We start from the raw sequence: 25,568 nt of genomic DNA, 5'->3' as shown, positions 1-25,568 counted from the left end.
GCTAGATAATGTAAAAGCTAATCATTAGCAATTAATAATTACTTTCTATATTTCTAAAAACAAGATGCCCAAAATATTTCATTCCAATAATAAGCGGCGTATTTTACCCATCGTTAATTTTTTGCTTGTGGGGGGGATTCTTCCAGGTAGTGCACTGGCGCAGAACGCTCCAGAGGATGAGAGCGTGGGGCTGGAGCAGATGGTGGTCACGGCGACCCGTACTGAAACCCCTATCTCCCAACTGACTCGTTCAGTAACTGTGGTGACCAACCAGGAAATCCAGCAACAAGCGGGCCTAGCCCGGAATTTAGGTGATGTCCTAGCGAAAACTGTGCCGGGCCTTGGTCCTAGCTCGGAGGCGCTGTCCTCTTTTAGTCAGACATTACGGGGCCGTGATTTCCTGGTGTTGATTGATGGTATTCCCCAGTCTACCCCCTTGCGATCATCCAGCCGGGATCTCAACACCATTGACGTGGACGCGATAGAACGCATCGAAGTGATACGGGGAGGGACCGCAGCCTATGGCTTTGGCGCGGCTGGGGGGCTTATCAATATCATTACCAAGAAGCCTGCTAAAGAGGCTCTGGCGGGCTATTCTCAAGCTAGCGTCCGCGTTTCAACCGAGCACCTGGATGATTCCGCCGCTTGGCAAACCACCCAGCGAGTTTCCGGCACCAAGGATAATATTGATTACTTGGCTTCCGGAACCTTTATTCAGCGCAATGGCTACTTCGATGCTGATGGTGATCGCATTCCTCCCGATCCCCTCGGCAACCAGGGTGGACTAGCGGATACTAATGAATACAATATATTAGGTAAATTCGGCTTCAATTTCGATCAAGATCGCCAGCGTTTGCAGTTTTTTGTTAACCATTTCAATATCAAGCAAGACACGGATTTTACCTTCGCCTTCGGCGATCCGAATCAGGGTATTAAAACACCCGCTGTGCCAGGCAGTTTCAACGCTGCTGATCCCGGTACTACCAATACCCTTGCTAGCATGCACTACATTAACCGTGACTTGCTGGGTAGCCACGTTAAGCTCAATGCTTACTATGGGGATTTGACTGCGCGTTTTTCCAAATTTCCTGGTTTTGCCCAGACTGAAATTCAGTCACAGAAATATGGCACCCGCTTGACCATTGATACGCCCCTGGCTGTGCGAGATTATGATTTTAGCCTCATTTGGGGGATCGACTTTCTGCGGGATGAGACCGTTCAGGCGGGTATAGATGGTCCCACGGTGGTTCCGAATATGCAGGAAAATGCTCTCGCGGGCTTTCTGGAATTGGAATTGCCGTTGAGCGACCTTGGCCTGCTGCGAGGGGGGTTCCGATATGAACATATTTCAGTGGATATTGACGATATAGTCAATCGGGGCGGCACGCTTGTGCGAGGTGATACCCTAAATTACGGCAAACCTCTCTTCAATGCCAGCGCCGTATTTTATCTGACTGATGAAATTGAGGCATTCGGGAGTTTTTCCCAGAGCTTTTCGGTGGCAGATATTGGTCGCGCTATCCGGGATGCGAACTCATCCATTACTAGCGCTGGCCAACTTGAATCCAATGCACAGAAGGTCAACAGTTACGAAATCGGCTTGCGGGGCGGCAGAGGCCCGCTACAAGCTTCCGCCGCTGGTTTCTACAGCACCTCCAATAACGGGACGACTTTTAACCAGGATCTGAGTATCGTGAAACAGCCTGAGCGCATCTGGGGCGCTGAGGGCACTCTGGCTTACCGCTTCAACTCTCAGTGGAATACCGGTGGCACTGTTACCTGGGTAGCCGGTGAAGTGGATCTCAATGATGATGACGACTATGAAGAAGATTTGCCCAACACCCGTGTTCCACCGGTGAAATTAACCGGTTTCCTGGAATATAGCCCTTGGAGGTGGTGGGATAACCGGATGCAGGTGCTGTATGTGGGTGATCGAAGCCCGGATTCGACTCAATTCGGCGGCGGTGAGGTGGATGACTACACCATCGTTGATTTGATCAGCCGCTTTAAAGTGGGGCCAGGTTATTTGGGCGTGGCGGTGAAAAACTTGCTCAATAACGATTATTTCCCCCTTGTTAGTCAGGCTGGCCGCTTACCCTATGCTTTCTCTACAGGTCCGGGCCGCACCGTCCGCATCAGTTATGCGCTGAATTGGTAGAAAAACACACGTTTATTTACGAACATGTATCGTTTGCTGCAGAAAACGCATCTCTGGATCGGGTTGATGGCGGGAGCATTATTTTGTATCTCCGGACTCTCCGGCAGCGTGCTGGTATTCGATGATGAACTCGATGCTTATTTTAATTCGGAACTTTGGCAAGTCGAACCCCAACCTGGCCCCATTCGGCTCAATGAAGCAACCACTAAGATTCGGTCTGCGTTTCCAAGTTCTGTTTTGCTCTATGCGCGTTTGCCCCGCGAGCCCAATCACAGCATCGAATACTGGGTAAAGGACGAGGCGCTGCAGCGGGTTTATATTGATCCTTGGCGTTTGGATATTCTCGGCGTTCGAGGAGAGCATGCCGGGCTGCTGGGATTTCTACATGATCTGCATGTGCATTTATTAGCAGGAGCACAAGGTCTACTCGCTAATGGCATACTAGGCCTGATCCTGCTGTTGATGGTTGTAACCGGGCTGTGGCTTGCCTGGCCTGGCTGGCGGCGGTTATTAAAAACCTTGCGTCTGCCTCGTACGGAAGCGCGGGTAGCCCGTTGGTTTGCGCTCCATCGTTCGGTGGGTCTAATTTCGTTATTGCTGCTGTTTAGCAGCGCTCTAACGGGAGCGGCCATGGTTTTTCATGAACAAGCCAATGCCGCACTAATTGCCCTGTTTGGCGGTCCGAGTCTACCGGAGCCGCCGCCCATTAAAGCTTCCCCCTTGCAGTCCGTATCGAAATCGCCAGCCGAGTTACTCAACATAGCGGAATCGGCTGTGGGGGATGAAAGGGCTACCTGGCTCCAGTTTCCGGCTCAGCCCTCGGTGCCTTTTATCGTCAGGCTAAGGCATCCAGATAATCCCCATCCGAACGGTACCAGCTATGTGGCCTTGGATGCCACTACTGGCGAAATACTCATGGCCCACGATGAGACACGCAGCGGTCCTGGCCAGCAGATAGCAGATCTCAAGTATCCTCTGCATATCGGGACTGCTCTGGGCTTGCCCGGCCGTTTAGTCATTCTGGTGGCAGGTATGATGCCGACATTGCTGTTTGTCACCGGGGTCTATACCTGGTGGCGGAAGAGGCAGAAGCGCCGGGCCCGGTTAGGAAAATCACCCTCGCCATCGAACGCTTGAACCCCTCGCTCCGATAGATTACCTCTGAATAATGGCCCCGCGAAAAGAGCCCTCGGATCTGCGAAGAGCGTTTGAGGTTTGCAAGGGATCCTTTTTTTCGGTGGGTTTTTTCAGTCTGTTCATTAACCTGCTCATGTTAGTGCCGCCCCTTTACATGCTCCAGGTCTATGACCGCGTCATTGTTACCCGCAGCGAAGAAACTTTGCTAGTACTGACCCTGGTGGTGATCTTTCTATTCTCTATTCTGGGCGGACTGGAGTTGGTGCGTTCGCGAATTCTCATTCGTATGGGCAATCGTCTGGATATCTTGATCAGCGGGCGGCTCTATCGCGCCATGTTCCAGCGTAGTGTGCTGAGCCAGGGGCGGCAGACGGCCCAACCACTTAGCGACTTGACCCAGCTTCGCCAGTTTCTGAGCGGCTATGGGCTGTTTGCCTTTTTCGATGCTCCCTGGGCGCCTATCTACCTGGGAATACTCTATCTTTTCCATCCTTGGCTGGGGTTTTTTGCTACCGGTGCGGCTATTGTTCTGCTGTCCTTGGCCATCGTCAACGAAAAGAGCACCAAGGCACTGCTGGCCTCGGCCAATAAAGACCATATCAAGGCCCAGGAGCTGGCTAACAGCAATCTGCGGAACGCAGAGGTGCTCCATGCCATGGGCATGTTGCCGGGCCTTATGGGACGCTGGGCCGGCAAGCATCACACCTTCTTGGCCCTGCAGTCCCAAGCCAGTGATCGGGCTGCCACACTGACCAATCTCTCCAAGATACTGCGGCTGTTGTTTCAGTCGCTGATTCTCGGTTTGGGGGCATGGTTGGTGCTTCAAGATAGCCTGACCCCCGGGATGATGATTGCCGGCTCGATTCTCATGGGCCGCGCTTTGGCGCCCATTGATCAGATGATGGCCAGTTGGCGAAGCTTCGCTAACTGGCGTAGCGCCTATCAGCGTCTCAATGATCTCTTTGAGCAGACACCCAGGGAATCCCGCCCCATGTCTTTGCCAGCGCCCCAGGGGGAGATTGTATTGGAAAGCGTAACGGCTGCGCCGCCCGGCGTTCCCATGGCGACTCTCCGTGGCCTCAATTTTGCCGTGGCCAAGGGGGAGCATATCGGCATCATTGGCCCTAGTGCCTCTGGCAAGTCAACCTTGGCCCGGGTGCTGTTGGGTATCTGGCCAGCGCAGGTTGGCAAGGTGCGTCTCGATGGGGCTGACATTGCCCAGTGGAACCGGGATGAACTGGGTCCCTTTATCGGCTACTTGCCCCAGGATATCGAGCTGTTCGACGGTACTATCAGCGAAAATATTGCCCGCTTTGGTGAGGTTGACTCGGGCAAGGTGGTGACCGCGGCCAAAAAGGCCGGCATACATACCATGATTCTTAAACTGCCCAATGGCTATGATACCTATATTAGCGCTTCTGGCGGGGCGCTCTCCGGGGGCCAGCGCCAGCGGGTGGGTTTGGCGCGCGCGCTTTACGGCAACCCTGTTTTGGTCGTTCTCGATGAGCCCAACTCAAACCTTGATGATACTGGCGAGCGCGCCCTGGGGCGGGCTCTCACGGAGCTTAAGGTCGAGGGGGTCACGTTATTTGTGATCAGCCACCGTCAGAGCATTCTTAGACAGGTGGATAAGTTGCTAATGCTCCGGGAGGGGCAGTTGGGCATGTTTGGTCCCCGGGATCGAGTGCTAGCCCAGCTCGCCAAGGCCAACCTGGCGAAAGGCGGAAAGCCCACGGTCAGCCATTTAGCAGCCATTCAGGGCAGAAGTATAAGCAACGCGGATTCCTCGTCCCAGGAACAGGATTAAAGACTAAATGGAAAACACTCCCTTACCCACGCTTGATATTGTTCCCCCCTGGCAAGAGGCAATCACCCCGTCAGCATCAGACCGGCAAATTCCTATCTCTGACAAATACTACCGATGGTTGGGAATGGTCATCCTGCTGCTTGCCTTTGGCGGTTTTGGAGGCTGGGCCCTCACCGCCGATCTTGCCGTTGCCGTGGTTGCTACGGGGGCGGTTTCCGTGGAATCGTTTAAAAAAACTATCCAGCATCTTGAGGGGGGAATCGTCGAAGAAATATGGGTTCAAGATGGTGATCATGTGGAAGCTGGCAGTACTTTGCTGATCCTGGATAAAACCCGGGCGCTCTCTCAACTGCAAATAGCGCGCATGCAGTACTTGACCAGCGGAGTCGCCAGGATGCGTTTGTTGGCCGAGCAGCAGGGGGCCGGTTCCATCGAGTTCTCCGAAGCATTGCGCCATAGTCATTTTCCCCGCGTTAAAGAAGTTTTGGCTGTCCAGAAGTCCCTGTTCCAGGCCCGTCGTGAAGCGCTTGCGGAAACGCTCCATGGGTTTGACGAGCAAATTGTGCAGATGGAGGAGCAGATTGACGGTCTGCAATCGATGATCAAGGTGAGCCAATCCTTGGCGGCTTCACTGAGGGTAGAAGCCAAGGACTTACGCCACTTGTTCAAGGAGGGCTTTGTGAGTAACCAGCGGCTGCGCGAGCTGGAGCGGAAAATTCTGCAGATTCAGGGGGAAGTTGCCCAGTATCATTCGGAGATCCTGCGTCTGCGGTCTAAGATCAGCGAAAATCAGACTCAGAAGCGGCTCAAGCAGCAAGAATTTCAAAAAGAGGTTGGGGAGCAGTTGCGCCAGGCCCAGGCTAATATTGCCGAGGCCGAAGAACGCATGAGCGCACTTAATAAACAAGTCAAACGCACGACCATCACCGCGCCCGTTACTGGCACCGTGGTTGGGATGACGGTGCATACTCTTGGCGCCGTAATTCACGCTGGCGATCCCATTATGTTTATTGTGCCTTCAGGAAGCGGTTTCGTGGTCGAAGCGCGCATTCCCGATCGGGATATCGATAATATCTACGCCGGTCAGTATGCGGAGATTCGCTTCAGTGCTTTTAATCAACGGTTGACCGATGTCATTGAAGGTGAAGTCGTGCATATCAGCGCCGACGCCTTTGAGGATGAGATCACCGGCGGGCGTTACTACAAGGCGCGTATCAAGGTGACGGCGGCAGGTAAGCAGAACATGAGTAGCAATATACAACTGCTTGCCGGCATGCCCGCTGAGGTCATGATCAGGACGGGTGAGCGAACCTTTGCCAGCTATGTAGCCAAACCTATTGCCGATATGTTAGCGCGGACTATACGGGAAGAATAACGATAGTAGTAAGGGATTTTATTTAAATAAAAAATATTAATGCAAATGTTAATTATTATTGTTAAAATTATTATTGCTGCGGAGGAAACAAATAATTTTAAAGCGATCTGGTGGCGCCATGGCGCTTCAATCTTCGCGGCATTACTAGCTATGGCATGGTCCCCAGAAAGCATTATTTTATAAAACTAGGAGTTAACAAATGGCTGATTTTTTGCAAGAAGGTAGCGGTTTGGTTTTTGGTTCTGAAGAAAATGATGTGATACGGACCTCTGGACCCTCCGTAGTATTTGCTGGTGCTGGCGACGATGGCGTTAGAATGGGTTATTCCAATGATATTGCCTATCTGGGAGAGGGCAATGATGTGGCCTATGCGGAAGCGGGCAATGATCTAATCTTCGGCGAAGCCGGTGATGATCTTATGTATGGAGGCAGCGGCAATGATTGGCTTGACGGGGGTGAGGGCAATGACTTCCTGTGGGGCGGAGAAGGCAGTGATCAGCTTTTCGGCAAGGAGGGAGACGATACGATCTATGGTGTAACCGGCACCAATGCCCTCTATGGTTCTACGGGTAACGATCTAATTATGGGGGGTGATCAATCGGACGTTATCTTTAGTGGCGAGGACGATGACGTGGTGCTGGGAGGCGATGGCGGCGACTGGATTTCCGGCGGCTCGGGCCATAACCAAATTTATGGTCAGGGGGGTGATGATATTATTTATGGTTCGGGTAGTAATGACGATGGCGACCGCTCCAATGAAATCTTTTATACTGGTAATGATGGCACTGATACGGTGAATCGCTTCAATGCGGAAAGCGATCAGTTCGTGATTGCCGCCGACATCAATGGTACGGGCATCGCAAGTATCGACGATCTCTCCTCCCGCGTGAGCAACTTTACTGACGAAGTTGGCGAGCCTGGCGCCGTGATTGATTTGGGCGAAGGTAGCAGCATTCAACTGGTTGGCGTTGAGGCCAGCGAAGTTACCGCTAATCTTTCCGATTATTTCACTGTGGCCTGATTGGCATAAAGGCTTGGCGCGATACTTTCGCGCCAAGCACCTAATTTAGGTTTTCTTGAAATACATTTTCCCTGGCCAATAGAGCTTTTTTTGTAGCCGCGTGCAGGCTATTTAGTGCCTTCCAGGGGCGGCTGGGGAGCAGGGAATTAATCCTTATTATTGCTCGCCAAATTTTTTTGTCGAATTATTTATAGATAGCTTGGGTAGTCAAGGCTCGCCGCAGCCCCGCCGTGGCTGGAATAGCCATAAGCGCGAGGACCGCTGCGGTAACAAGGGGCAGGTGGGTGGCGACTTCAAACAGGGGACCTGCTGCCGTGACGCCAAGCAAATGCCCAAGGATGCGGGCGGTGTAGAGATCGGCGCCCGCCTGTGGCTGAGTATGCAGGCTGCGGTTAGCGGCAGCGCCAGCAGCCGAGGCAGGCAATATTAGCGCAAGCGCAACTGCCACCAATGCCAAACCGGCAGGCAGGGCCAGCGGATAGACAGCGGCCAGGGCCGTGCCCAGAGCCATGCCCACCGGAGCCCATACCAGTAGAGAACAGGGATTGAGGCGGTAATGGAGGCTGACGAGCTGAGCAAGCACCATGCAAGCAGCTATACCTGCAAGGAGCAGGGCTGTATACGCCGGTGCATGGCTAAGGGCGATATTCCACTCGGCGGCCAAATAGGGGCCAATGATAAATTCCGCAAGCCCCACGCTCATGTGAATGAGGACTATCGGCAGGGCAATCGTTGCCTCCGGCCATCGATTTGTCGGTGCAGTGAGTGGCACATCCTCTTGGGAAGCCCGTTCATGGGGTAACAACAGCCGAGCGATAAAGGGCAGAATCACCAGCAAGGTAAGTATTCCCTCCGGCCAGTACATAGCTAGTGCCGCCGCCGCTAGGGGAATGAGCACCCGACCAGTATGCACGGTAGCGCTCATGCGTGTTAGGGCGCCATGACGAGCATGCCCAGGGTATTCACTGGCCGCCCATGCCTGGGCTGTGGGAAACACGCCTGAAGCGGTAAGCCCGTAGGCGAACCGGGCAACGAACAATAGGGCTGCTAACATTGCCGTCCCGATCAGCTCTAGCGCACTAGCGGATAAGGCAGCAATAAACACCACCTGGCTGACAGTAGCAGCGAGCAGGAGCCGTTCTAGCAACCGACGACGGTGCCCCGGTATTACCCGCCGTGGCCAAGCGTAGCCGCCCACCAAGAATCCCAGGGCCGCGATCCCCAATATCGGGCTTAGCTGCCCAATCTCTAGCCCCGTAAGGGCGAGGATAATCGGTAGCACTATCACGAGCAAGCTTTGTAGGGCTCCGGTACAAGCACCAGGCAAGGCAAGGGCGGTGGGCGAGACGGGGGGCGTGATGTATTGACTCATAGGCGTATCCAGATTTAAATTAAAGACTATAGGTATAATACAAATAATTTGTATTAGCAATAAACTAGTGCTAGTATTCGTACCTAAAATAGATTAAAGCAGCGTCTCGCATGATCTTTAACGGCAGTCTCTTGAGGGTTAAGTGAAAGAGAATAACGAGTTAAATAAACTTGCTGAAAAACACTCCGTTACCGCTCTTATAAATTCTTTTTTGAGAGAGTGTAGTGATTTTGAAATAGAAAATAACGAAATCATATTTAAAAATAACGAGCAAACCTTGAGCATCGTGCTTGAGAATTATTCAAGGGTAGGAAATCATTCTTATTTAAATATCTTTTATGAAATTCTAGGAAACAAAAAGAAATTCTTGAATTTTGAAGATTTCATTCGCGAATTTCTTAGGTGGGTAAATAAGAATGATGAAATGCCAGGACTTTACCAAAGAATTATGGAAAGCCATAATAATATTGCTCAAATACTAGACTACAGAAAGCAAGATTATAAAAAGCTTTTTAAAAAAAATTCCTTGTCCTTTATTGAAGCGGAGCAGGCGTTATTACTGGGACATAATTTCCATCCGTGCCCAAAAAGTAAAGAGCAATTTAGCCAAGAAGATCACCACTTATATGCGCCAGAATTTAAAGGAAATTTTAATTTAAAATGGGCTTTCTTGAATAAAGAACACCTTATTCAGAAAAATTCTGAGTATTTCAATAATATAGATTGGTATGCGGATCTTTTTAAACAAGATCATGAAACAGTCATTAAGGACGGTTATATACCATTCCCTTTTCATCCTTGGCAGTTTAAATCTCTAAGCAACCATAAAGAAATTAAAGAATTAATAAAGGACAAAGATTTAATACCAATTGAAAAGGAAGGGCGTTTAAAATGGAAGGCGACAAGTTCATTAAGAACTATTTACTGTGAAAATAGCCATTATATGCTCAAATTTTCTCTGTCGCTGAGAATCACGAATTCCATCCGACATTTGCAGGAAGTTGAAATTGTTAGAGGGATTCAAGTTCATGATGTGATTAATTCTAGTAATGGAAAAGATTTCCTTAACAAAAATAAAAATTTTCACATCTTATGTGAACCCTCATTTCTTGCTATTAAGGGAAAATCGAGCAATCTCATTATAGAAACAATTGTGCTCATAAGAGCCAATCCTTTTAGAGGACAAATGTGTTCTGAAGCAATTGTTTTATCAACTATAGCGCAAGCTGATCCCTATCTGGAAAAAGGTTTTTTCTCATCACGTAACATTGATGCTAAAAAATGGTTCTATCTTTATCTTAACTATGTGCTTGATCCATTTATAATGGCCCAAGCTAACCATGGCATTCTTTTTGGCGCGCACCAGCAGAATATAATTGTTCAGTTAAATGATAAGAGCTATCCCTTTGGGGTTATTTTTAGAGACTGCCAGGGAACAGGGTATACCAGCCTTGGTTATGAAAAGATGAGGCAAGAGGTACCTTTGCTGGATCTGGACAATGGAAATATCCTAGATAGAAAGATGGCTCATATACTTCTTGGATATTATCTTATTATTAATTCGACATTTAGTTTAATAAATGCACTAGCAATACAAAAAAAATGTAATGAAGAAGATCTTCTTCATATGCTTGTTGAATATTTGTTAGACAAAAAAAATAGCGATATTTTAGACAAATCATTTCTTGATTATCTTCTTGATTCAGATTTAATAGGACAAAAAGGAAATTTTTTCTGTTGCCTAAAGGATATTAACGAGAACACTGAGAAAAATCCTTTGGATATTTATAATTTTATTCAAAATCCCTTGTCTTCAAAATTTTAAAAAACCGTGATAGATAAAAAAAAATTAAGAGTTAACGATATTCTTTTAGATAAGGAAAAAGAAGAATTTTTAAAAAATAAATTTATACCTGATGTTAAAGAAGCAGAAATAAAGCCAGGTGATAAAAAAACAATAATCAGCAGAAACGAGTTTTTCCAAATTCCTCCTTATTGGCTAATGAATCCTGAAAGAGGACTTTACCCCGTAGTTTGGACAGAAACTAACAGGGTTTCTCATCCAATAAGGCATAATCCAGAAAGGGGAACTCTGCTCTACAAAAGGTTTGTCTACGAAATAGATAAAACTATTTCTTTTCGGGTCATCGATCCAAAAAATGACATCGATACATTTTCGAGATGGCACAATCAGCCACGTATCTCGGAATTTTGGGAATTAAAAGATACAAGGGAAAATCATCTTCAGTATATAGAAAAAAATTTAAATGACCCCCATATCATTCCTGTCATATTAGATATTAATGATGAACCTACTGGTTATTTTGAGCTTTATTGGGTTAAAGAGGATCGTTTAGGAGCCTATTACGAAAGCGGTGATTTTGATAGAGGGTTCCATTTCCTGATTGGGGAAAAAAAATTTCTGGGATTAAAAAATACAGGCGCTATGCTAAAAAGTGTTATCCATTATCTTTTTCTTGATGAGCCCAGAACTTTAAAGATTATGGCTGAGCCGCGATCCGATAATAAAAAGGTGTTGAAATACGTTGATTTTCTTCCTTTTTGGAAAAGAATTAAAGAATTTGATTTTCCCCATAAAAGAGCGGTCCTCCTAGAGTGTACCCGGGAGAGGTTTTTTACAGGCGGCTACTTATGAGTTGGGAAATAGCCAATAGGAATCTTATTGCTAAAGCCATAAGTGAACTTTATTTTGAGGAGATCATTTCTCAGGAAGTACGGGAAATAAAAAAGGGATTATATGCGTTAAAAATAGAGGAAAATTTAACTTACATTTTTGAGGCATATAAAAGTGTCTGGTGCCACCTTGTTATAGATGAAAGATCATTAAAGAGAAGTGATGGTTTAGAACTTGATGCTGCAAATTTTTTTAAGGAAACACAGCATCTTACAAAAATGAATGATATTACCTTAGCTAATTTTATGGAAGAAATGCTACATACGCTTTATAGCGATCAAACTATTTTGAAAAAGAAAATATCTTCCCAGGAAATGTCCCAACTTGGTTTCTTAGAGGTGGAAAGTTATCTGGATGGGCATCCAAAAATTATTTTAAACAAGGGAAGAATAGGCTGGTCTCCAGACGATCTCTCCATGTTCTCGCCAGAGCATGCTAAAGAAATCCAATTCTACCGGGTAGCTATCAAAAAGAATTTAGTTACGGTAAATCACCAAAAAGAAAAATTTTTTAGTGAGATTATTTACGCTGATCTTGAAAAACGGGAAATTAATTTATTAAAAGAAAAATTAGCGAATAAAAAATATAACGCCGAATCTTATTACATTATTCCCATACATCCTTGGCAGTGGGAAAATAGAATAAAAATCTTCTTCCAGAAAGATATCAGCAAAAATAATATAATTTTTTTATCTAGTGCCGGCGATAGCTATAAACCCTATATATCCCTAAGAACGTTTTCTAATTGCAGCAATCCATACCTTTGTGACGTTAAACTGCCCATTTCAATTTTAAATACTTCTTGTATACGAGGAATACCTGCTCGCTATATTTCTATTGCTTCGGAAATATCGGAAGGCGTTGAAGCTATTATTAAGCAGGATGATTGTTTATTCAATGCTAATGTGGATTGCTTAAAGGATATTGCAGCTTTTAGTTATGTGGAGCCTTCCTATAAGAATATCCCAGGTGCTCCTTATCAATATAAAGAATTCCTTGGGGCAGTATGGAGAGAATCGAGTGTAACCAAGCTTAAAAGCAATGAGAAATGCTTGATGACAGGCGCGCTTTCTTATTTGGACGGGAATAAAAAATCGTTGATTGGTTGCTTAATAGAAAATTCTTCTCTAACCATTGATGAATGGCTGGAAGAATATTTTAAAAAAGTTGTTATTCCCCTTTATCACCTTCAGTCTCACTATGGAATTGGCTTGGTTGCACATGGTCAAAATACCATACTAAAGCTAAATAATAATGCCCCTTCAGGCTTAATTATTAAGGATTTTCATGGTGACTTACGTTTAAATAAAAATTTTCCAGCGGAAACAAGGAAATATTTTTCCGATAAAACGATTGAAAAATTAGATATTTTACCCTCTGATCATATTATCTACGATCTTATCACGGGGCATTTTATTTCAGTTCTTAGATTTATTTCGCAGGCGCTTTTTCTCTCTCATGGCTATAAGGAAAAAAAATTCTATAGTGTATTAGGCACGATAATTCATGATTATGAAAAAAAATACCCAACAAGATCAAAGACTCCAAGCCTATTGACGCCCAATTATCATCGTGTTCTTTTAAATAAGGTCCGCTTTATCATTGGCTATCAAGATACGGCCCAGAGACCTAAACCACAGCTTGGAAATCCCCTGCTAAATCCGCTGATAGAAAAAGATTATCTTTATGCGTGATGTATTTGATTTAGTCGGTATTGGGATTGGCCCGTTTAATTTAAGCTTGGCTGCTATCTCAGAAAAAAATAAAGAATTAAAAACTCATTTTTTTGAACAAAAACCATTATTTCTTTGGCATTCGGAAATCATCTTTCCAGACTCGGATATGCAAACGGCTTTTCTAAAGGATCTGGTAACGGGCGTTGATCCTACGAGCCCTTATTCTTTTCTAAATTATCTTGTCATGAATGGGTTTTTTCATTCATTTATGAATACCAAAAGGCATGTTATTACTAGGAGAGAGTTTGAAATTTATTGCCAGTGGGTTACCCGGCAAATGCCGGAAAAATTATCTTTCAATTCAAAAATAAAAAATCTCTATTATGATGGAGAGAATTTTATTATTGAGAATCAAAAAGAAAGATTTAAAAGCAAAAATATCTGCATCGGAACAGGAGTTAGCCCTAAAATTCCGTCGTTTACCGTGCCCTATATTGGCGATACTTTCTTCCATGCGAAATCAGAATCAATAAAAAATCTGGATGTCAGTGGCAAGCGTATTGTTATTATCGGCGGTGGGCAAACAGGCGTTGAAGTTTTTAGAAATGCTCTTAGGAGAAAATGGGGAAATGCAAAATCCCTAACTCTTGTCTCCAGCAGGGCAAACCTTGAGCCTTTAGATGAATCGCCTTTTACTAATGAGTATTTTAGCCCCCATTACGTAGAAGATTTTTTTTCCATAAACCCTCAACTCAAAAGAAATATTGTAGATTACCAAAAATTATCTAGCGATGGTAATACCCCCACCTACCTGCAAAGCCTTTATAATGATCTTTATTTCATTCAAAATGTAGAGCAATCACCGATTGATTTTAAAATACTTCCTTATCGAAGGATTCAAGGGGTAGAGAGCAATGGAAAAGGTTATAAATTAACTATTTCCAATAATTTTTCTCAAAAAGAAGAATCCATGGAGGCTGATATTGTTATTTTGTGTACCGGGTTTGAGAACAGAATTCCAGGATTTATTGAGCCTATAAAACATCTTATTGAATTTGATGAAAATAAATGTTTCAAGGTCAACAAGGATTTTTCCATACGATGGAAAGGGCATGACAAAAACAGAATTTTTGCCCAGAATTTTAGCAGGTATGAACACGGAATTTTTGAACCGCAAACCAGCTTAATGTCTTGGAGATCGGCGGTAATTACCAATGCTGTTTCTAAAAAAGAAATTTATCAGATAAAGAATGTTACTCCTAACTTTTTAAGTTATGGGAATATTGCATAATCAGACCTTGGCCTCCATACTCTACGAGCACGTTCGTTGCTTCCTGCGTGGCCTATCCATATAGATAATGACCGTAACAGGTTTGTTGTTTAAAATTCCGCTGTTTCTTGTCCCAATGGTTGCTCCGGGTTGGCTGCGCGCTACCTGGCGAGCCTAAGTTCTGACTATCCTTCCCCCAGATCCAGAGTATTTTCTTGCGGTATAATAAATTGCATTAAGGACGGTGTGGCTGGCTTGATGGGATAAGCCTGGTGTGCTCACGAGAGCTAATTTTAAAGCAAAAGATTATGCCTACTACTCTAGGTGACAAATTGGTTGTTGCTATCTCTTCACGGGCCTTATTCGATCTGGACGAAAGCCATCGTGTATTTGAGGAACAAGGGACCGATTCCTATTGTAAATACCAGATTGAACAAGAAGATGTACTTTTGGAGCCAGGGGTGGCTTTTCCGCTGGTGCGTAAGCTCCTGGCTCTCAACCAGAAGCGTCCGAACCCACCACGGGTGGAAGTGATACTGCTGTCGAGAAACAATGCGGATACCGGCCTTCGGGTGTTTAATTCCATTCAACATCATGGGCTTGAGGTGACCCGGGCGGCATTTACCTCCGGGGAAAGCCCCTACCGGTACGTTTCCGCATTTGGCGCCCATTTGTTCCTCTCCGCCGATCCAGAGGATGTCAAAAAGGCACTGGAAGCGGGCGTGGCCGCGGCGACGATCGTGCGCTCGAAAGCAAGCCTCAATACTCACTCGTCTCAGCTACGAATTGCCTTTGATGGGGATGCGGTCCTCTTTTCCGATGATGCGGAGCGGGTTTTCAAGGAGCAGGGCTTGGCGGCCTTTCAAACAAGCGAGCAAACTTCGGCCCGGCAACCCCTTCCGGGGGGACCATTCCGCAATTTCCTGGCGGTGCTACAGCGGATTCAAAGGGAATATCCACCGGAAGAATCACCCCTCCGGACTGCCCTCGTGACGGCTCGGGGAGCACCGGCCCATGAGCGGGTGATCCGCACGCTTAGGGTCTGGGATATTCGCATTGACGAGGCATTATTCCTGGGCGGGTTGGATAAAGGAGATTTCTTGAAGGCTTTTGGCGCTGATATCTTCTTTGATGATCAGCAGGACCACTGTGAATCCGCTAGCCGCCATGTCACCACGGGCCATGTACCTCACGGCGTTTCCAATCAGGGCTGATAAATAGGCCGCTATCTCCTTCAGGCGCGAGGAAAAGTGGCGCCTTTTTTACCTCTTCTCTTGTTAAAACGTCATTTATGAACGATACGGAACAGCAATTTCTCAAGTCCCTGGACAATAAGCTCTGGAAGGCCGCCGACAAGCTGCGCGCTAACCTGGACGCCGCCAACTACAAGCACGTGGTGCTCGGGCTTATCTTCCTCAAATACGTCTCTGACGCCTTTGAAGAGCGCCAGGAGCAACTGCTGGCACTGTTCAAGGATGAAAGCAACGACATCTACTACCTCTCTCCCGAAGACTACGACGGTGACGCCGACTATCAGCAGGCGTTGCGGGACGAGCTGGAAATCCTGGACTACTATCGCGAAGCCAACGTATTCTGGGTGCCCAAAGCGGCCCGCTGGAATACCGTGAAAGAAAAAGCCGTGCTGCCCGTGGGCACCGTGCTGTGGCAGGACGATGCGGGCAATGATGTCAAGCTGCGCTCCGTCTCCTGGCTGATGGATAACGCCCTGGAAGCTATCGAAAAGAGCAACGCCAAGCTCAGGGGCATCCTCAACCGCATCAGCCAGTACCAGTTGGAAAACGAGAAGCTGCTGGGGCTGATTAATACCTTCTCCGATACCTCTTTCACCAAGCCGGTGTACGGCGGGGAGAAGCTACACCTGCACAGCAAAGACATCCTCGGCCATGTATACGAATACTTCCTGGGCCAGTTCGCCCTGGCCGAAGGCAAGCAAGGCGGCCAATATTACACCCCCAAGAGCATCGTCACCCTGATTGTGGAAATGCTCGAACCCTATTCGGGCCGGGTGTACGACCCGGCCATGGGCTCCGGCGGCTTTTTTGTCTCCAGCGACAAGTTCATCGAGGAGCACGCCAAGGAACAGCACTACGATCCCGCCGAGCAAAAAAAGCATATCTCCGTCTACGGCCAGGAATCCAACCCCACCACCTGGAAGCTGGCCGCCATGAACATGGCCATTCGGGGCATCGATTTCAACTTCGGCAAAAAGAACGCCGACACTTTCCTGGACGACCAGCACCCGGATCTGCGGGCCGATTTCGTCATGGCCAACCCGCCCTTCAACATGAAGGATTGGTGGAGCGAATCCCTGGCGGACGATGCCCGCTGGCAATACGGCACCCCGCCCAAGGGCAACGCCAACTTTGCCTGGATGCAGCACATGATTCACCATCTGGCACCCACCGGTAGCATGGCCCTGCTGCTGGCCAACGGCTCCATGAGCGCCCACACCAACAACGAAGGGAAAATCCGCCAGCGCCTGATTGAAGAAGATCTGGTGGAGTGCATGGTGGCCCTGCCGGGGCAGCTCTTTACCAACACCCAGATCCCGGCCTGCATCTGGTTTTTGACCAAAGACAAAGCCGGTGGAAAACACCCCTCTCCCTCCAGTAGGGGAGAGCCAGCAAAACACTCCTTTCCCTCTAGCAGGGGAGAGTCAGCAAAACACCCCTCTCCCTCCAGCGGGAGAGAATCAGCAAAATACCCCTCTCCCTCTGGGAGAGGGGCAGGGGGTGAGGGTAAAGAGGGCAAAGAGAGCAAGCGGGACCGCCGCAGGGAATTCCTGTTTATCGACGCCCGCAACCTGGGCTACATGCGCGACCGGGTGCTGCGGGACTTCACCTTGGATGATATTGCCAAAATCGCCGACACCTTCCATGCCTGGCAGCGTATTCCCCCCCTTCCCTTGGGAGAGAGCCGGGGTAAGGGCCAAACCCCACCCAAGCTATTGCGATTCGCCCGCGAGCTAAGAAAAAACCAGACCGATGGGGAAAATCTGCTTTGGCAACTGCTGCGAAATCGCCAGATGGCCAATGCCAAGTTCCGCCGCCAACAGCCCATTGAGGATTACATCGCGGACTTTTATTGCCATGAACACCGGCTGGTGGTCGAATTGGATGGCAGCCAGCACCTGACGCCTGAAGGAAGGCAGCGGGATGCCCGTCGGACACAACGTCTCCAGGAAATAGGGATTCAAGTGCTGCGTTTTAACAACCGGCAGGTTTTGACCGAGACGGAAGGCGTACTGGAGTCCATCTACAACACGCTCACCCTTTCCCTCACCCAAACCCTCTCCCAGAGGGAGAGGGCTTCAACACCCCGCGTCACCTTGCCCCGGGGCGACGACCGGGGCAGCGAGGCCATTCCGGCAGGGGAGAATCAGCATATCCTTCCAGCAGGGGAGGGTCAGCAAAACACCCCTCTCCCTCTAACAGGGGAGAGCCAGCAAAACACCCCTCTCCCTCTAACAGGGGAGAGCCAGCGAAATACCCCTCTCCCTCTAGCAGGGGAGGGTCAGCAAAACACCCCTCTCCCTCTGGGAGAGGGGCCGGGGGTGAGGGCAAAGAGTGCAAAGAGGGCAACCACCTACCAGGACATCCCCGGCTTCTGCAAATCCGTCAGCCTGGACGACATCAAAAAGCACGACTTCGTACTGACGCCGGGCCGCTACGTCGGCGCACCGGAACAGGAAGACGACGGCGAACCCTTCGCCGAGAAAATGATGCGACTGACCGAGCAACTGCGGGAGCAATTTGCCGAGAGTGATCGATTGGAAGCTGAAATCAAGCGGAATCTGGGGAGGCTGGGATATGAGTTGTGAGTGGCCTCTCGTGACATTATCGAAGTTGATAGAGATTAAGCATGGCTGGGCCTTCAAAGGAAAGCACATGGCTGAGAGTGTGATCAAAGGACCTATCGTTGTAGCAATTGGAAACTTTGATTATTCCGGTGGTTTTCGTTTTTCAAGCACTAGAATAAAGCGGTACACAGAGGACTACCCCAAAGAGTATCAACTTCAACCTGGCGATGTTCTTCTTGCAATGACGTGCCAAACCCCAGGTGGTGAAATTCTAGGACTGCCGGGAATAATTCCAGAAGACGATGAAGTGTACCTTCACAACCAACGGTTGGGAAAGCTCATAGTAAAAGAGCCCAAAAAAGTTTGGGCGCCTTTTTTATATTGGGTCTTTCTTTCTTATGACTTCAACCGTTATTTGGCGGGAAGTGCCACTGGCACAAAAATATTGCACACATCGCCAAACAAAATAACTTCATACGAAACTAGAATACCGCCAATTAACCTGCAACAGTCCATTGCAAATATCCTTTGGAGCATTAGCGACAAAATAAGTCTAAACCACCAAATCAACCAAATCCTCGAACAAATGGCCCAAGCCATCTTCAAAAGTTGGTTTGTGGATTTCGAGCCGGTCAAAGCCAAAATCGCCGCACTGAAAGCCGGCGGCAGCCAGGAAGACGCCCTGCTTGCCGCCATGCAGGCCATTTCCGGCAAATCCTCGGAACAACTCACCCGCCTTCAGGCCGAACAGCCCGAGCAATACGCCCAACTCCGCACCACCGCCGAGCTATTTCCGTCGGCCATGCAAGATAGTGAGTTGGGGGAGATTCCGGAGGGGTGGAGTTGCCGCGCACTCGATGACATTGCCAAATACAAAAACGGCTTAGCTCTTCAAAAATTCAGGCCAGAGAATGAAAATGACTACCTGCCCGTGGTTAAAATCGCACAACTGAAAAAAGGCTATGCAGATGGTGAAGAAAAAGCGTCTCCAAATATCAACCCCGAGTGCATCATAGATAATGGCGACGTAGTTTTTTCGTGGTCAGGCTCACTACTCGTCGATACATGGTGTGGAGGCAGAGCAGCCTTAAACCAGCATCTATTTAAGGTTACCTCCGAAACACACCCCAAATGGCTTTATTATCATTTCACCCAGCACCATCTTGAAGATTTTCAGCGTATTGCAGCTGACAAAGCCGTCACCATGGGGCACATTAAAAGAGAACACCTGAAGCGTGCTCTATGCGCTATTCCCTGTGAGCAACTTATCTCGGACGCGGGTAACTCTTTACGTAACATCCTGGAAAAGCAGATTGAGCTTCGGCTTGAATCAATCACATTATCTACATTACGCGACACCCTCCTACCCAAACTCCTCTCCGGTGAGCTTTCGATATCGGACGCCGAAAGCCGGGTATCCGAAATGGATGTCAGCGCTTGCACAGAGGACAGCCTCCTCTGACTGGCCTCTGAGCCGAATAGCTAACCTAATCGGCTCACAAGAAAATTGGATAAGGTAATCCACACAAGCACATTCAAGGAAGAAAGAAATAACTTATGACGCATCAACAAATACAGATTTTCACCTCAAACGATGGCTAGGCCCAGTTGGAAGTGGCGCTGGAGCAGGAGACAGTGTGGCTCATCCAAAGTCAGATGTCAGTATTGTTCGATACCTCGACAGACAATATTGGCTTACACCTGAAAAACATCTATCAGGAAGGTGAGCTGGAGGAAGCGGCAACTACCGAGGATTTCTCGGTAGTTCGCCAAGAAGGAAAGCGGCAGGTTCGCCGCCCCATCAAACACTACACTGAGTGTGGCATCGAGTTTGAGCAGGCTACGGAGGCCACTGTGTGACGCCAACACCTAAGTCATGGAAACCCTTCGGGGAGCAGCTCGAAATCCTCATGGAGCGCGGGTTACAGGTGGATGATTGCGAAGCCGCCAAGAGCTATCTTCAGCGCATCGGATATTACCGGCTCAGTGGATACTGGTATCCCTTTCGACAGCTTGAGCGCCAGCAGGGTGACGGGGGGAAGATTTCTGATCGCCGCAGTAACGTCTTTGTTGCAGGCAGCCATTTCCGGGAAGTGGTTCAACTCTACGTATTCGATAAGAAGCTGCGGCTGCTGGCGCTGGACGCCCTGGAACGCATCGAGATGGCTTTGCGGGTGGATATCGCCCACCTCCTGGGAAAGCAGGATATCCATGCCCATGAAAATCCTAACTGCTTTCATGGCCATTTCAGCAAGCAGATTCAGCGTAAGGGTTACGCCAAGGGCAAGACATGGCATCAGGTGTGGCTTGAGAGATACCAGCAGAATCTGCATCGTGCCCGGCGCGAGCCTTTTGTGGAGCATTACCTCAAAAAGTACGGCCAGTTGCCGATTTGGGTGGCTGTCGAGGTCTGGGATTTCGGCATGATGTCTAAGCTCTATGCGGGGATGAAACCAGCCGATAAGGGCCGGATCGCCGCCAAGTACGGGGCAACAGATGGTGGTACCCTGGCCGAGTGGGTGCGTAGCCTGAATTTTATTCGTAACGTATCCGCCCATCACAGCCGCCTGTGGAACATTAACGTGCTGGAGCGTTCGGCACCGCTGGTCGATGATTCATATTGGCAAACGCTGAGCAACGCCCGACCGTTTTTCTATTTCTGTCTGATCCAGAAGTTGTTGCGAAATATCTGCCCCAATTCGACGTGGGCACAGCGCTTTCAGGCATTGGTGCAAGAATTTCCCGCGACTGTGTCGGGCACCGTGAGCTTACAGGATATGGGAATGCCAGAAAGCTGGGAGACGTGGGAGCTATGGCGCTAGCGAGAGAAAAAAGGGCCACAAACGAGAGCCGACGCGTACACAGAAAACTGTGAAGAGGCGCCGGGCATATTAAATTGAAGTATAGGGATATTTTGATAAGTGTCAACAGGGAGATTGTTGGTGGTTGTTAGCCTAGAGGCGCTGACTTTCCATTCTATCTTTGGCCCGATAAGGAGATGAGGCCGCGAACGATGAATGACCAGCAAATACAGATTTTTACCTCAAACGATGGCCAGGCCCAGCTGGAAGTGGCGCTGGAGCAGGGAACGGTGTGGTTGAGCCAGGCGCAGATGTCAGTATTGTTCGATACCTCGACAGACAATATTGGCTTACACCTGAAAAACATCTATCAGGAAGGTGAGCTGGAGGAAGCGGCAACTACCGAGGATTTCTCGGTAGTTCGTCAGGAGGGCACGCGACAGGTTCGTCGCCGCATCAAACACTACAATCTCGATGCCATTATCTCCGTGGGTTACCGGGTCAGCTCCAAGCGCGCCACCCAGTTCCGCCAATGGGCCACCCAAGTCCTCAAAGACCATCTGGTACAGGGCTACACCCTCAACCAGCGCCGCTTAGCTGAGCGGGGCATCGAGTTCGAGCAGGCGGTGAATTTGCTCAGCCGCACGCTCGCCAACCAAGGCATGGTTTCCGCCGAAGGCGAAGCCGTGGCCCAAGTAATCAGCGATTACGCCCGCTCCTGGAGCCTGCTGCAGGGTTATGATGAACAACATTTGACAGAGATCGGCATTAAGCAGACCGATATGCTGCCGCTAGCGCTGGATGAGGCGCTGCGGGCCATTAGCGAGCTTAAGCAAACTTTGATCGCCAAGGACGAAGCCACCGAGCTGTTTGGTCAGATTCGCGGTGATGGGTTGGCCTCGGCCTTGGCCACCATTGAACAGGGCTTTGGCGATGAGTTGTTCTACCCGAACGTGGCAAGCCGCGCCGCCCACTTGCTCTATTTTGTGATCAAAAATCATCCCCTGGCGGACGGTAATAAACGGACAGGCTCATTTTTGTTTTTGTGGTATCTGCAACGCAACCGGCACCTATTAGCCAAACCGGTAGCACAATTGATCAATGACAACACCCTGGTAGCCCTGGCGCTGCTGGTGGCCGAAAGCTTGCCGGATCAGAAAACCCTGATGATCCGGCTTATTGAGCATTTCATTCTGCTTAAGGAGCCCGCCGGGCATAAGGACTGAGGAATGACCGAAGAGCAACTGGAACAACAATGCCTGGCCTGGTTTGCCGAGGGCGGTTGGGAACTGGCCCACGGCTCCGATCTGGCGCCTGGGCGTGCTGATTACCGCCAAGTATGGTTACTGGCCGATCTGGAAGCGGCCATTCGCCGCATCAACCCCCACTTGCCGGAAAGCTGTATCGAGCAGGTAGTGGCGGTGGTTGGTAAGCCCGAAAGCCTGGATACCGTGGTCAGCAATCGAGCCTTTCACCGGTTACTGCTGGAAGGGGTGCCGGTTGAATACAAGACCCTATCCTCCCTCTCCCCCTGGGAGAGGGCCGGGGTGAGGGAAAGGGAAGAGAAAATAGTCCACGACCGGGCGTTGCTGATCGATTTCGATGATCTGAACGCCAACCGCTTCCGGGCCATCAATCAGTTCACCCTCTTGGGGAGCAAGCAACTGCGCCGCCCGGATATTATTTGCTTTATCAATGGCCTGCCCTTGGCGGTGCTGGAGCTGAAAAGCCCCCATGCCGAGAATGTGGACATCTGGGATGCCTTCCATCAGCTTCAGACTTACAAGGACGAAATCCCCGAGCTGTTCGTCTTTAACGAGGCGCTGGTAATCAGCGACGGCTACCATGCCCGGGTGGGTTCGCTTACGGCCAACCAGGAGCGCTTTATGCCCTGGCGCACTCTCAAGCACGAGGACGACAAGCCCCTGCTGGACTGGCAGTTGGAAACCCTGGTGCGGGGTTTCTTCGATCGGGAATTGTTCCTGGATTACCTTCGTTATTTCGTCATTTTCGAGACGGATTCCGGTCGCCTGAGCAAGAAGATTGCCGGTTATCACCAGTTCCACGCGGTGCGGGAAGCGGTGAAGGCCACCGTGATTGCCGCCCAGGAGCCCAGGCAGCGCTGGGCCGGTGAAAAGCGCGCCACCTACGCCGATGACCTGGTGCCGGGCAGCAAAAAGGCCGGCGTGGTCTGGCACACCCAGGGGTCCGGCAAGAGTCTTTCCATGTGCTGCTACGCGGGCAAGCTGCTGCAACAGCCCGAGATGAACAACCCGACCCTGATGGTGGTCACCGACCGCAACGATCTGGACGGCCAACTCTTCGCCACCTTCAGCGCCGCCAAGGAACTGCTGAAGCAGGAACCGGTGCAGGCGGAAGACCGGGATACCCTGCGCCGCTTGCTGGCCGAGCGGGCATCCGGTGGCATTATCTTCACCACGGTGCAGAAATTCGCCCTGCTGGATGGGGAGAACGATCATCCCATTCTCAACGACCGCCATAATATCGTGGTGATTTCCGACGAGGCTCACCGCAGTCAGTACGGCCTTAAGGCCACCCTGAAGAAGGATGGCCGCTACACCTTCGGCTACGCCAAGCACATGCGCGATGCCCTGCCCAATGCCTCCTTTATCGGTTTTACCGGTACCCCCATTGCCAATGAAGATAAGGATACCCGCGCCGTGTTCGGCGATTATGTGTCCATCTATGACATTCAGGATGCGGTGGACGATGGGGCTACCGTGCCCATCTATTACGAATCCCGGCTGGCCAAATTGGATATCAACCGGGAGCTGATTGAGAAATTATCCGACCAAGTGGAAGCAGTGGTGGAGGATGAGGAAGACCTCGGCCAGCGGGAAAAAACCAAGGGCGAGTGGAGCCGCCTGGAAAAGCTGGTGGGGTCTGGGCCGCGGCTTAAGCAGGTGGCTGCCGATCTGGTGCGGCACTTTGAAATCCGCTCTCAGTCCATGGACGGTAAAGCCATGATCGTGGCCATGAGCCGGGAGATTTGCGTGCATCTGTATAATGAGATTGTCGCCCTGCGCCCGGACTGGCACGACCCGGACCCGGAGAAAGGGGCCATCAAGATTGTGATGACTGGCTCCGCCTCTGACAGGCCCTTGTTGCAACCGCACCTTTACAACCAGCAGACCAAGAAACGACTGGAGAAGCGCTTCAAGGACATCTATGATCCCCTCAAGCTGGTGATTGTGCGGGATATGTGGCTCACCGGCTTTGACGCCCCTTGCTGCCATACCATGTATGTGGACAAGCCCATGAAAGGCCATAACCTGATGCAGGCCATTGCCCGCGTCAACCGGGTGTTCAAGAACAAGCCCGGCGGGCTGGTGGTGGACTATATCGGTATCGCCAATGCGCTCAAGCAAGCCCTGAAAACCTATACCGACGCCAAGGGCAAGGGCGAGCCGACCCACAGCGCGGAAGAAGCCTTTGCCGTGCTGCTGGAGAAGCTGGACATTATCCACGGGCTGTTTGCCAAGACACCCCAAAATGCTGGCTTTGATTACAGCAGCTTTGAGCATGAGGCGACCCGATTGCTGATTCCCACCGCCAACTATATATTGAGCCTTGAGGGCGGTAAGAAGCGTTTCCTCGATACGATTCTTGCTGTGAATATGGCCTACTCTTTGTGTGGCACCCTGGAGGAGGCCCGGGCCTATCATAAGGAGGTCGCTTTCCTATCGGCGGTGAAGGCTGCCCTTACCAAGCACACCCGCGTGGACAAGAAATTGACCCAGGAGGAAAAAAATTCCGCCCTCAAGCAGATCCTGGACAATGCCCTGGTGGCGGAAGGCGTGACCGACGTGTTTGCGTTGTGCGGATTAGATAAACCTAACATCGGCCTGCTCTCGGAGGAATTCCTCGAAGACGTGCGGCGGATGCCTTACAAGAATTTCGCCGTGGAGCTACTGGAAAAGCTGCTGAAAGACAACATCAAGGCCAAAACCCGCAATAACGTGGTGCAGGAGAAGAAATACGCTGATCGGCTGCAAGAGACCCTGCGCCAATACAACAACCGGGGCATTGAAACCGCCCAGGTGATAGAAGAGCTGATCGCCATGGCCAAGCAATTCCAGGCGGAACTGGAGCGCGACGAAGCCCTGGGCCTGAACCCGGATGAAGTAGCCTTCTACGATGCCCTGGCCAACAATGAGAGTGCGGTGCGGGAGTTGGGTGATGAGACGCTGAAGAAAATCGCCGTGGAAATCACTGACAAGCTGCGCAGGTCCACTACCGTGGACTGGCAGGTGCGGGAAAGCATCAGGGCAAAATTGCGGATTCTGGTGCGCCGAACGTTGCAACGGTACAAATATCCGCCGGACAAGGCCCCGGAAGCGGTAGAGCTGATTTTGCAGCAAGCCGAGGTACTATCGGATGAAAAGCGCAACGCGCTAACAAGAAAAAACGGGTAA

16 protein-coding genes and 1 pseudogene are annotated in these 25,568 nt (G+C 49.7%); 16 read left to right on the top strand and 1 reads right to left on the bottom strand.

Annotation, left to right across the window (positions count from 1 at the left end; translation table 11 throughout):
* Window positions 1-64: 64 nt before the first annotated feature.
* The 5 genes from NOC_RS09805 (at window position 65) to NOC_RS09785 (ending at window position 7,498) form a co-directional block, all read left to right on the top strand.
* Entirely contained in the window at window positions 65-2,158 is a 2,094-nt protein-coding gene (locus NOC_RS09805; protein ID WP_002811183.1) for a TonB-dependent receptor, read from the top strand.
* Window positions 2,159-2,182: 24 nt separating this feature from the next.
* On the top strand, window positions 2,183-3,295 hold the full coding sequence (locus NOC_RS09800) for a PepSY-associated TM helix domain-containing protein (protein ID WP_002811064.1): 1,113 nt from the start codon (window positions 2,183-2,185) through the stop codon (window positions 3,293-3,295).
* A gap of 31 nt (window positions 3,296-3,326) precedes the next feature.
* Window positions 3,327-5,102, top strand: coding sequence for a type I secretion system permease/ATPase (locus NOC_RS09795; RefSeq protein WP_011330774.1), 1,776 nt, complete (start codon window positions 3,327-3,329; stop codon window positions 5,100-5,102).
* A 7-nt stretch (window positions 5,103-5,109) separates the two neighbouring features.
* Window positions 5,110-6,477, top strand: a complete 1,368-nt coding sequence (locus NOC_RS09790; RefSeq protein ID WP_002809147.1) for an HlyD family type I secretion periplasmic adaptor subunit — start codon at window positions 5,110-5,112, stop codon at window positions 6,475-6,477.
* Window positions 6,478-6,676: 199 nt separating this feature from the next.
* Complete coding sequence (locus NOC_RS09785) at window positions 6,677-7,498, top strand: calcium-binding protein (protein ID WP_002811522.1); 822 nt, start codon at window positions 6,677-6,679, stop codon at window positions 7,496-7,498.
* Between the two features lie 184 nt (window positions 7,499-7,682).
* Here NOC_RS09785 and NOC_RS09780 read toward each other — a convergent pair whose 3' ends face one another.
* Complete coding sequence (locus tag NOC_RS09780; protein ID WP_002809363.1) at window positions 7,683-8,870, bottom strand: hypothetical protein; 1,188 nt, start codon at window positions 8,868-8,870, stop codon at window positions 7,683-7,685.
* A 142-nt stretch (window positions 8,871-9,012) separates the two neighbouring features.
* On the opposite strand from NOC_RS09780, the gene NOC_RS09775 reads away from it, so the two are divergent.
* The 11 genes and pseudogenes from NOC_RS09775 to NOC_RS09725 all read left to right on the top strand — a co-directional run bounded on the left by NOC_RS09775 (window position 9,013) and on the right by NOC_RS09725 (window position 25,568).
* The gene (locus NOC_RS09775; protein ID WP_002810109.1) at window positions 9,013-10,695 is read left to right on the top strand and encodes an IucA/IucC family protein; all 1,683 of its coding nucleotides are present in this window, start codon (window positions 9,013-9,015) and stop codon (window positions 10,693-10,695) included.
* Between the two features lie 6 nt (window positions 10,696-10,701).
* On the top strand, window positions 10,702-11,526 hold the full coding sequence (locus NOC_RS09770; RefSeq protein WP_002811610.1) for a GNAT family N-acetyltransferase: 825 nt from the start codon (window positions 10,702-10,704) through the stop codon (window positions 11,524-11,526).
* A complete protein-coding gene (locus tag NOC_RS09765; RefSeq protein WP_002809576.1) occupies window positions 11,523-13,259 on the top strand; it encodes an IucA/IucC family protein in 1,737 nt (578 codons plus the stop codon). The genes NOC_RS09770 and NOC_RS09765 overlap by 4 nt, the downstream gene beginning before the upstream one ends.
* Complete coding sequence (locus NOC_RS09760) at window positions 13,252-14,532, top strand: lysine N(6)-hydroxylase/L-ornithine N(5)-oxygenase family protein (RefSeq protein ID WP_002810624.1); 1,281 nt, start codon at window positions 13,252-13,254, stop codon at window positions 14,530-14,532. Before NOC_RS09765 ends, NOC_RS09760 begins: the two co-directional genes overlap by 8 nt.
* A gap of 287 nt (window positions 14,533-14,819) precedes the next feature.
* On the top strand, window positions 14,820-15,725 hold the full coding sequence (locus NOC_RS09755; protein ID WP_172633688.1) for a 5'-nucleotidase: 906 nt from the start codon (window positions 14,820-14,822) through the stop codon (window positions 15,723-15,725).
* A 77-nt stretch (window positions 15,726-15,802) separates the two neighbouring features.
* The gene (locus NOC_RS09750) at window positions 15,803-18,352 is read left to right on the top strand and encodes an N-6 DNA methylase (RefSeq protein WP_002810249.1); all 2,550 of its coding nucleotides are present in this window, start codon (window positions 15,803-15,805) and stop codon (window positions 18,350-18,352) included.
* Complete coding sequence (locus NOC_RS09745) at window positions 18,342-19,793, top strand: restriction endonuclease subunit S (protein WP_002811032.1); 1,452 nt, start codon at window positions 18,342-18,344, stop codon at window positions 19,791-19,793. Before NOC_RS09750 ends, NOC_RS09745 begins: the two co-directional genes overlap by 11 nt.
* Before the next feature lie 146 nt (window positions 19,794-19,939).
* A pseudogene (locus NOC_RS09740) lies at window positions 19,940-20,143 on the top strand (transcriptional regulator); the annotation flags it as partial.
* 44 nt (window positions 20,144-20,187) lie between these two features.
* Window positions 20,188-21,153 (top strand): Abi family protein, encoded by a 966-nt coding sequence (locus NOC_RS09735; protein WP_011330772.1) that lies wholly within the window; start codon window positions 20,188-20,190, stop codon window positions 21,151-21,153.
* Window positions 21,154-21,344: 191 nt separating this feature from the next.
* Window positions 21,345-22,358, top strand: coding sequence for a virulence protein RhuM/Fic/DOC family protein (rhuM, locus tag NOC_RS09730; RefSeq protein WP_002808783.1), 1,014 nt, complete (start codon window positions 21,345-21,347; stop codon window positions 22,356-22,358).
* Window positions 22,359-22,361: 3 nt separating this feature from the next.
* Window positions 22,362-25,568 carry a type I restriction endonuclease subunit R gene (locus tag NOC_RS09725; protein ID WP_002810086.1) on the top strand — a complete coding sequence of 1,069 codons (3,207 nt, stop codon included), beginning with the start codon at window positions 22,362-22,364 and terminating at the stop codon, window positions 25,566-25,568.

Origin of the sequence: Nitrosococcus oceani ATCC 19707 (assembly GCF_000012805.1) — a bacterium.
Classification (GTDB): Bacteria; Pseudomonadota; Gammaproteobacteria; order Nitrosococcales; family Nitrosococcaceae; genus Nitrosococcus; species Nitrosococcus oceani.
The sequence above is the reverse complement of the archived record's forward strand: the minus strand, read 5'-3'. Positions and strand labels throughout refer to the sequence as shown.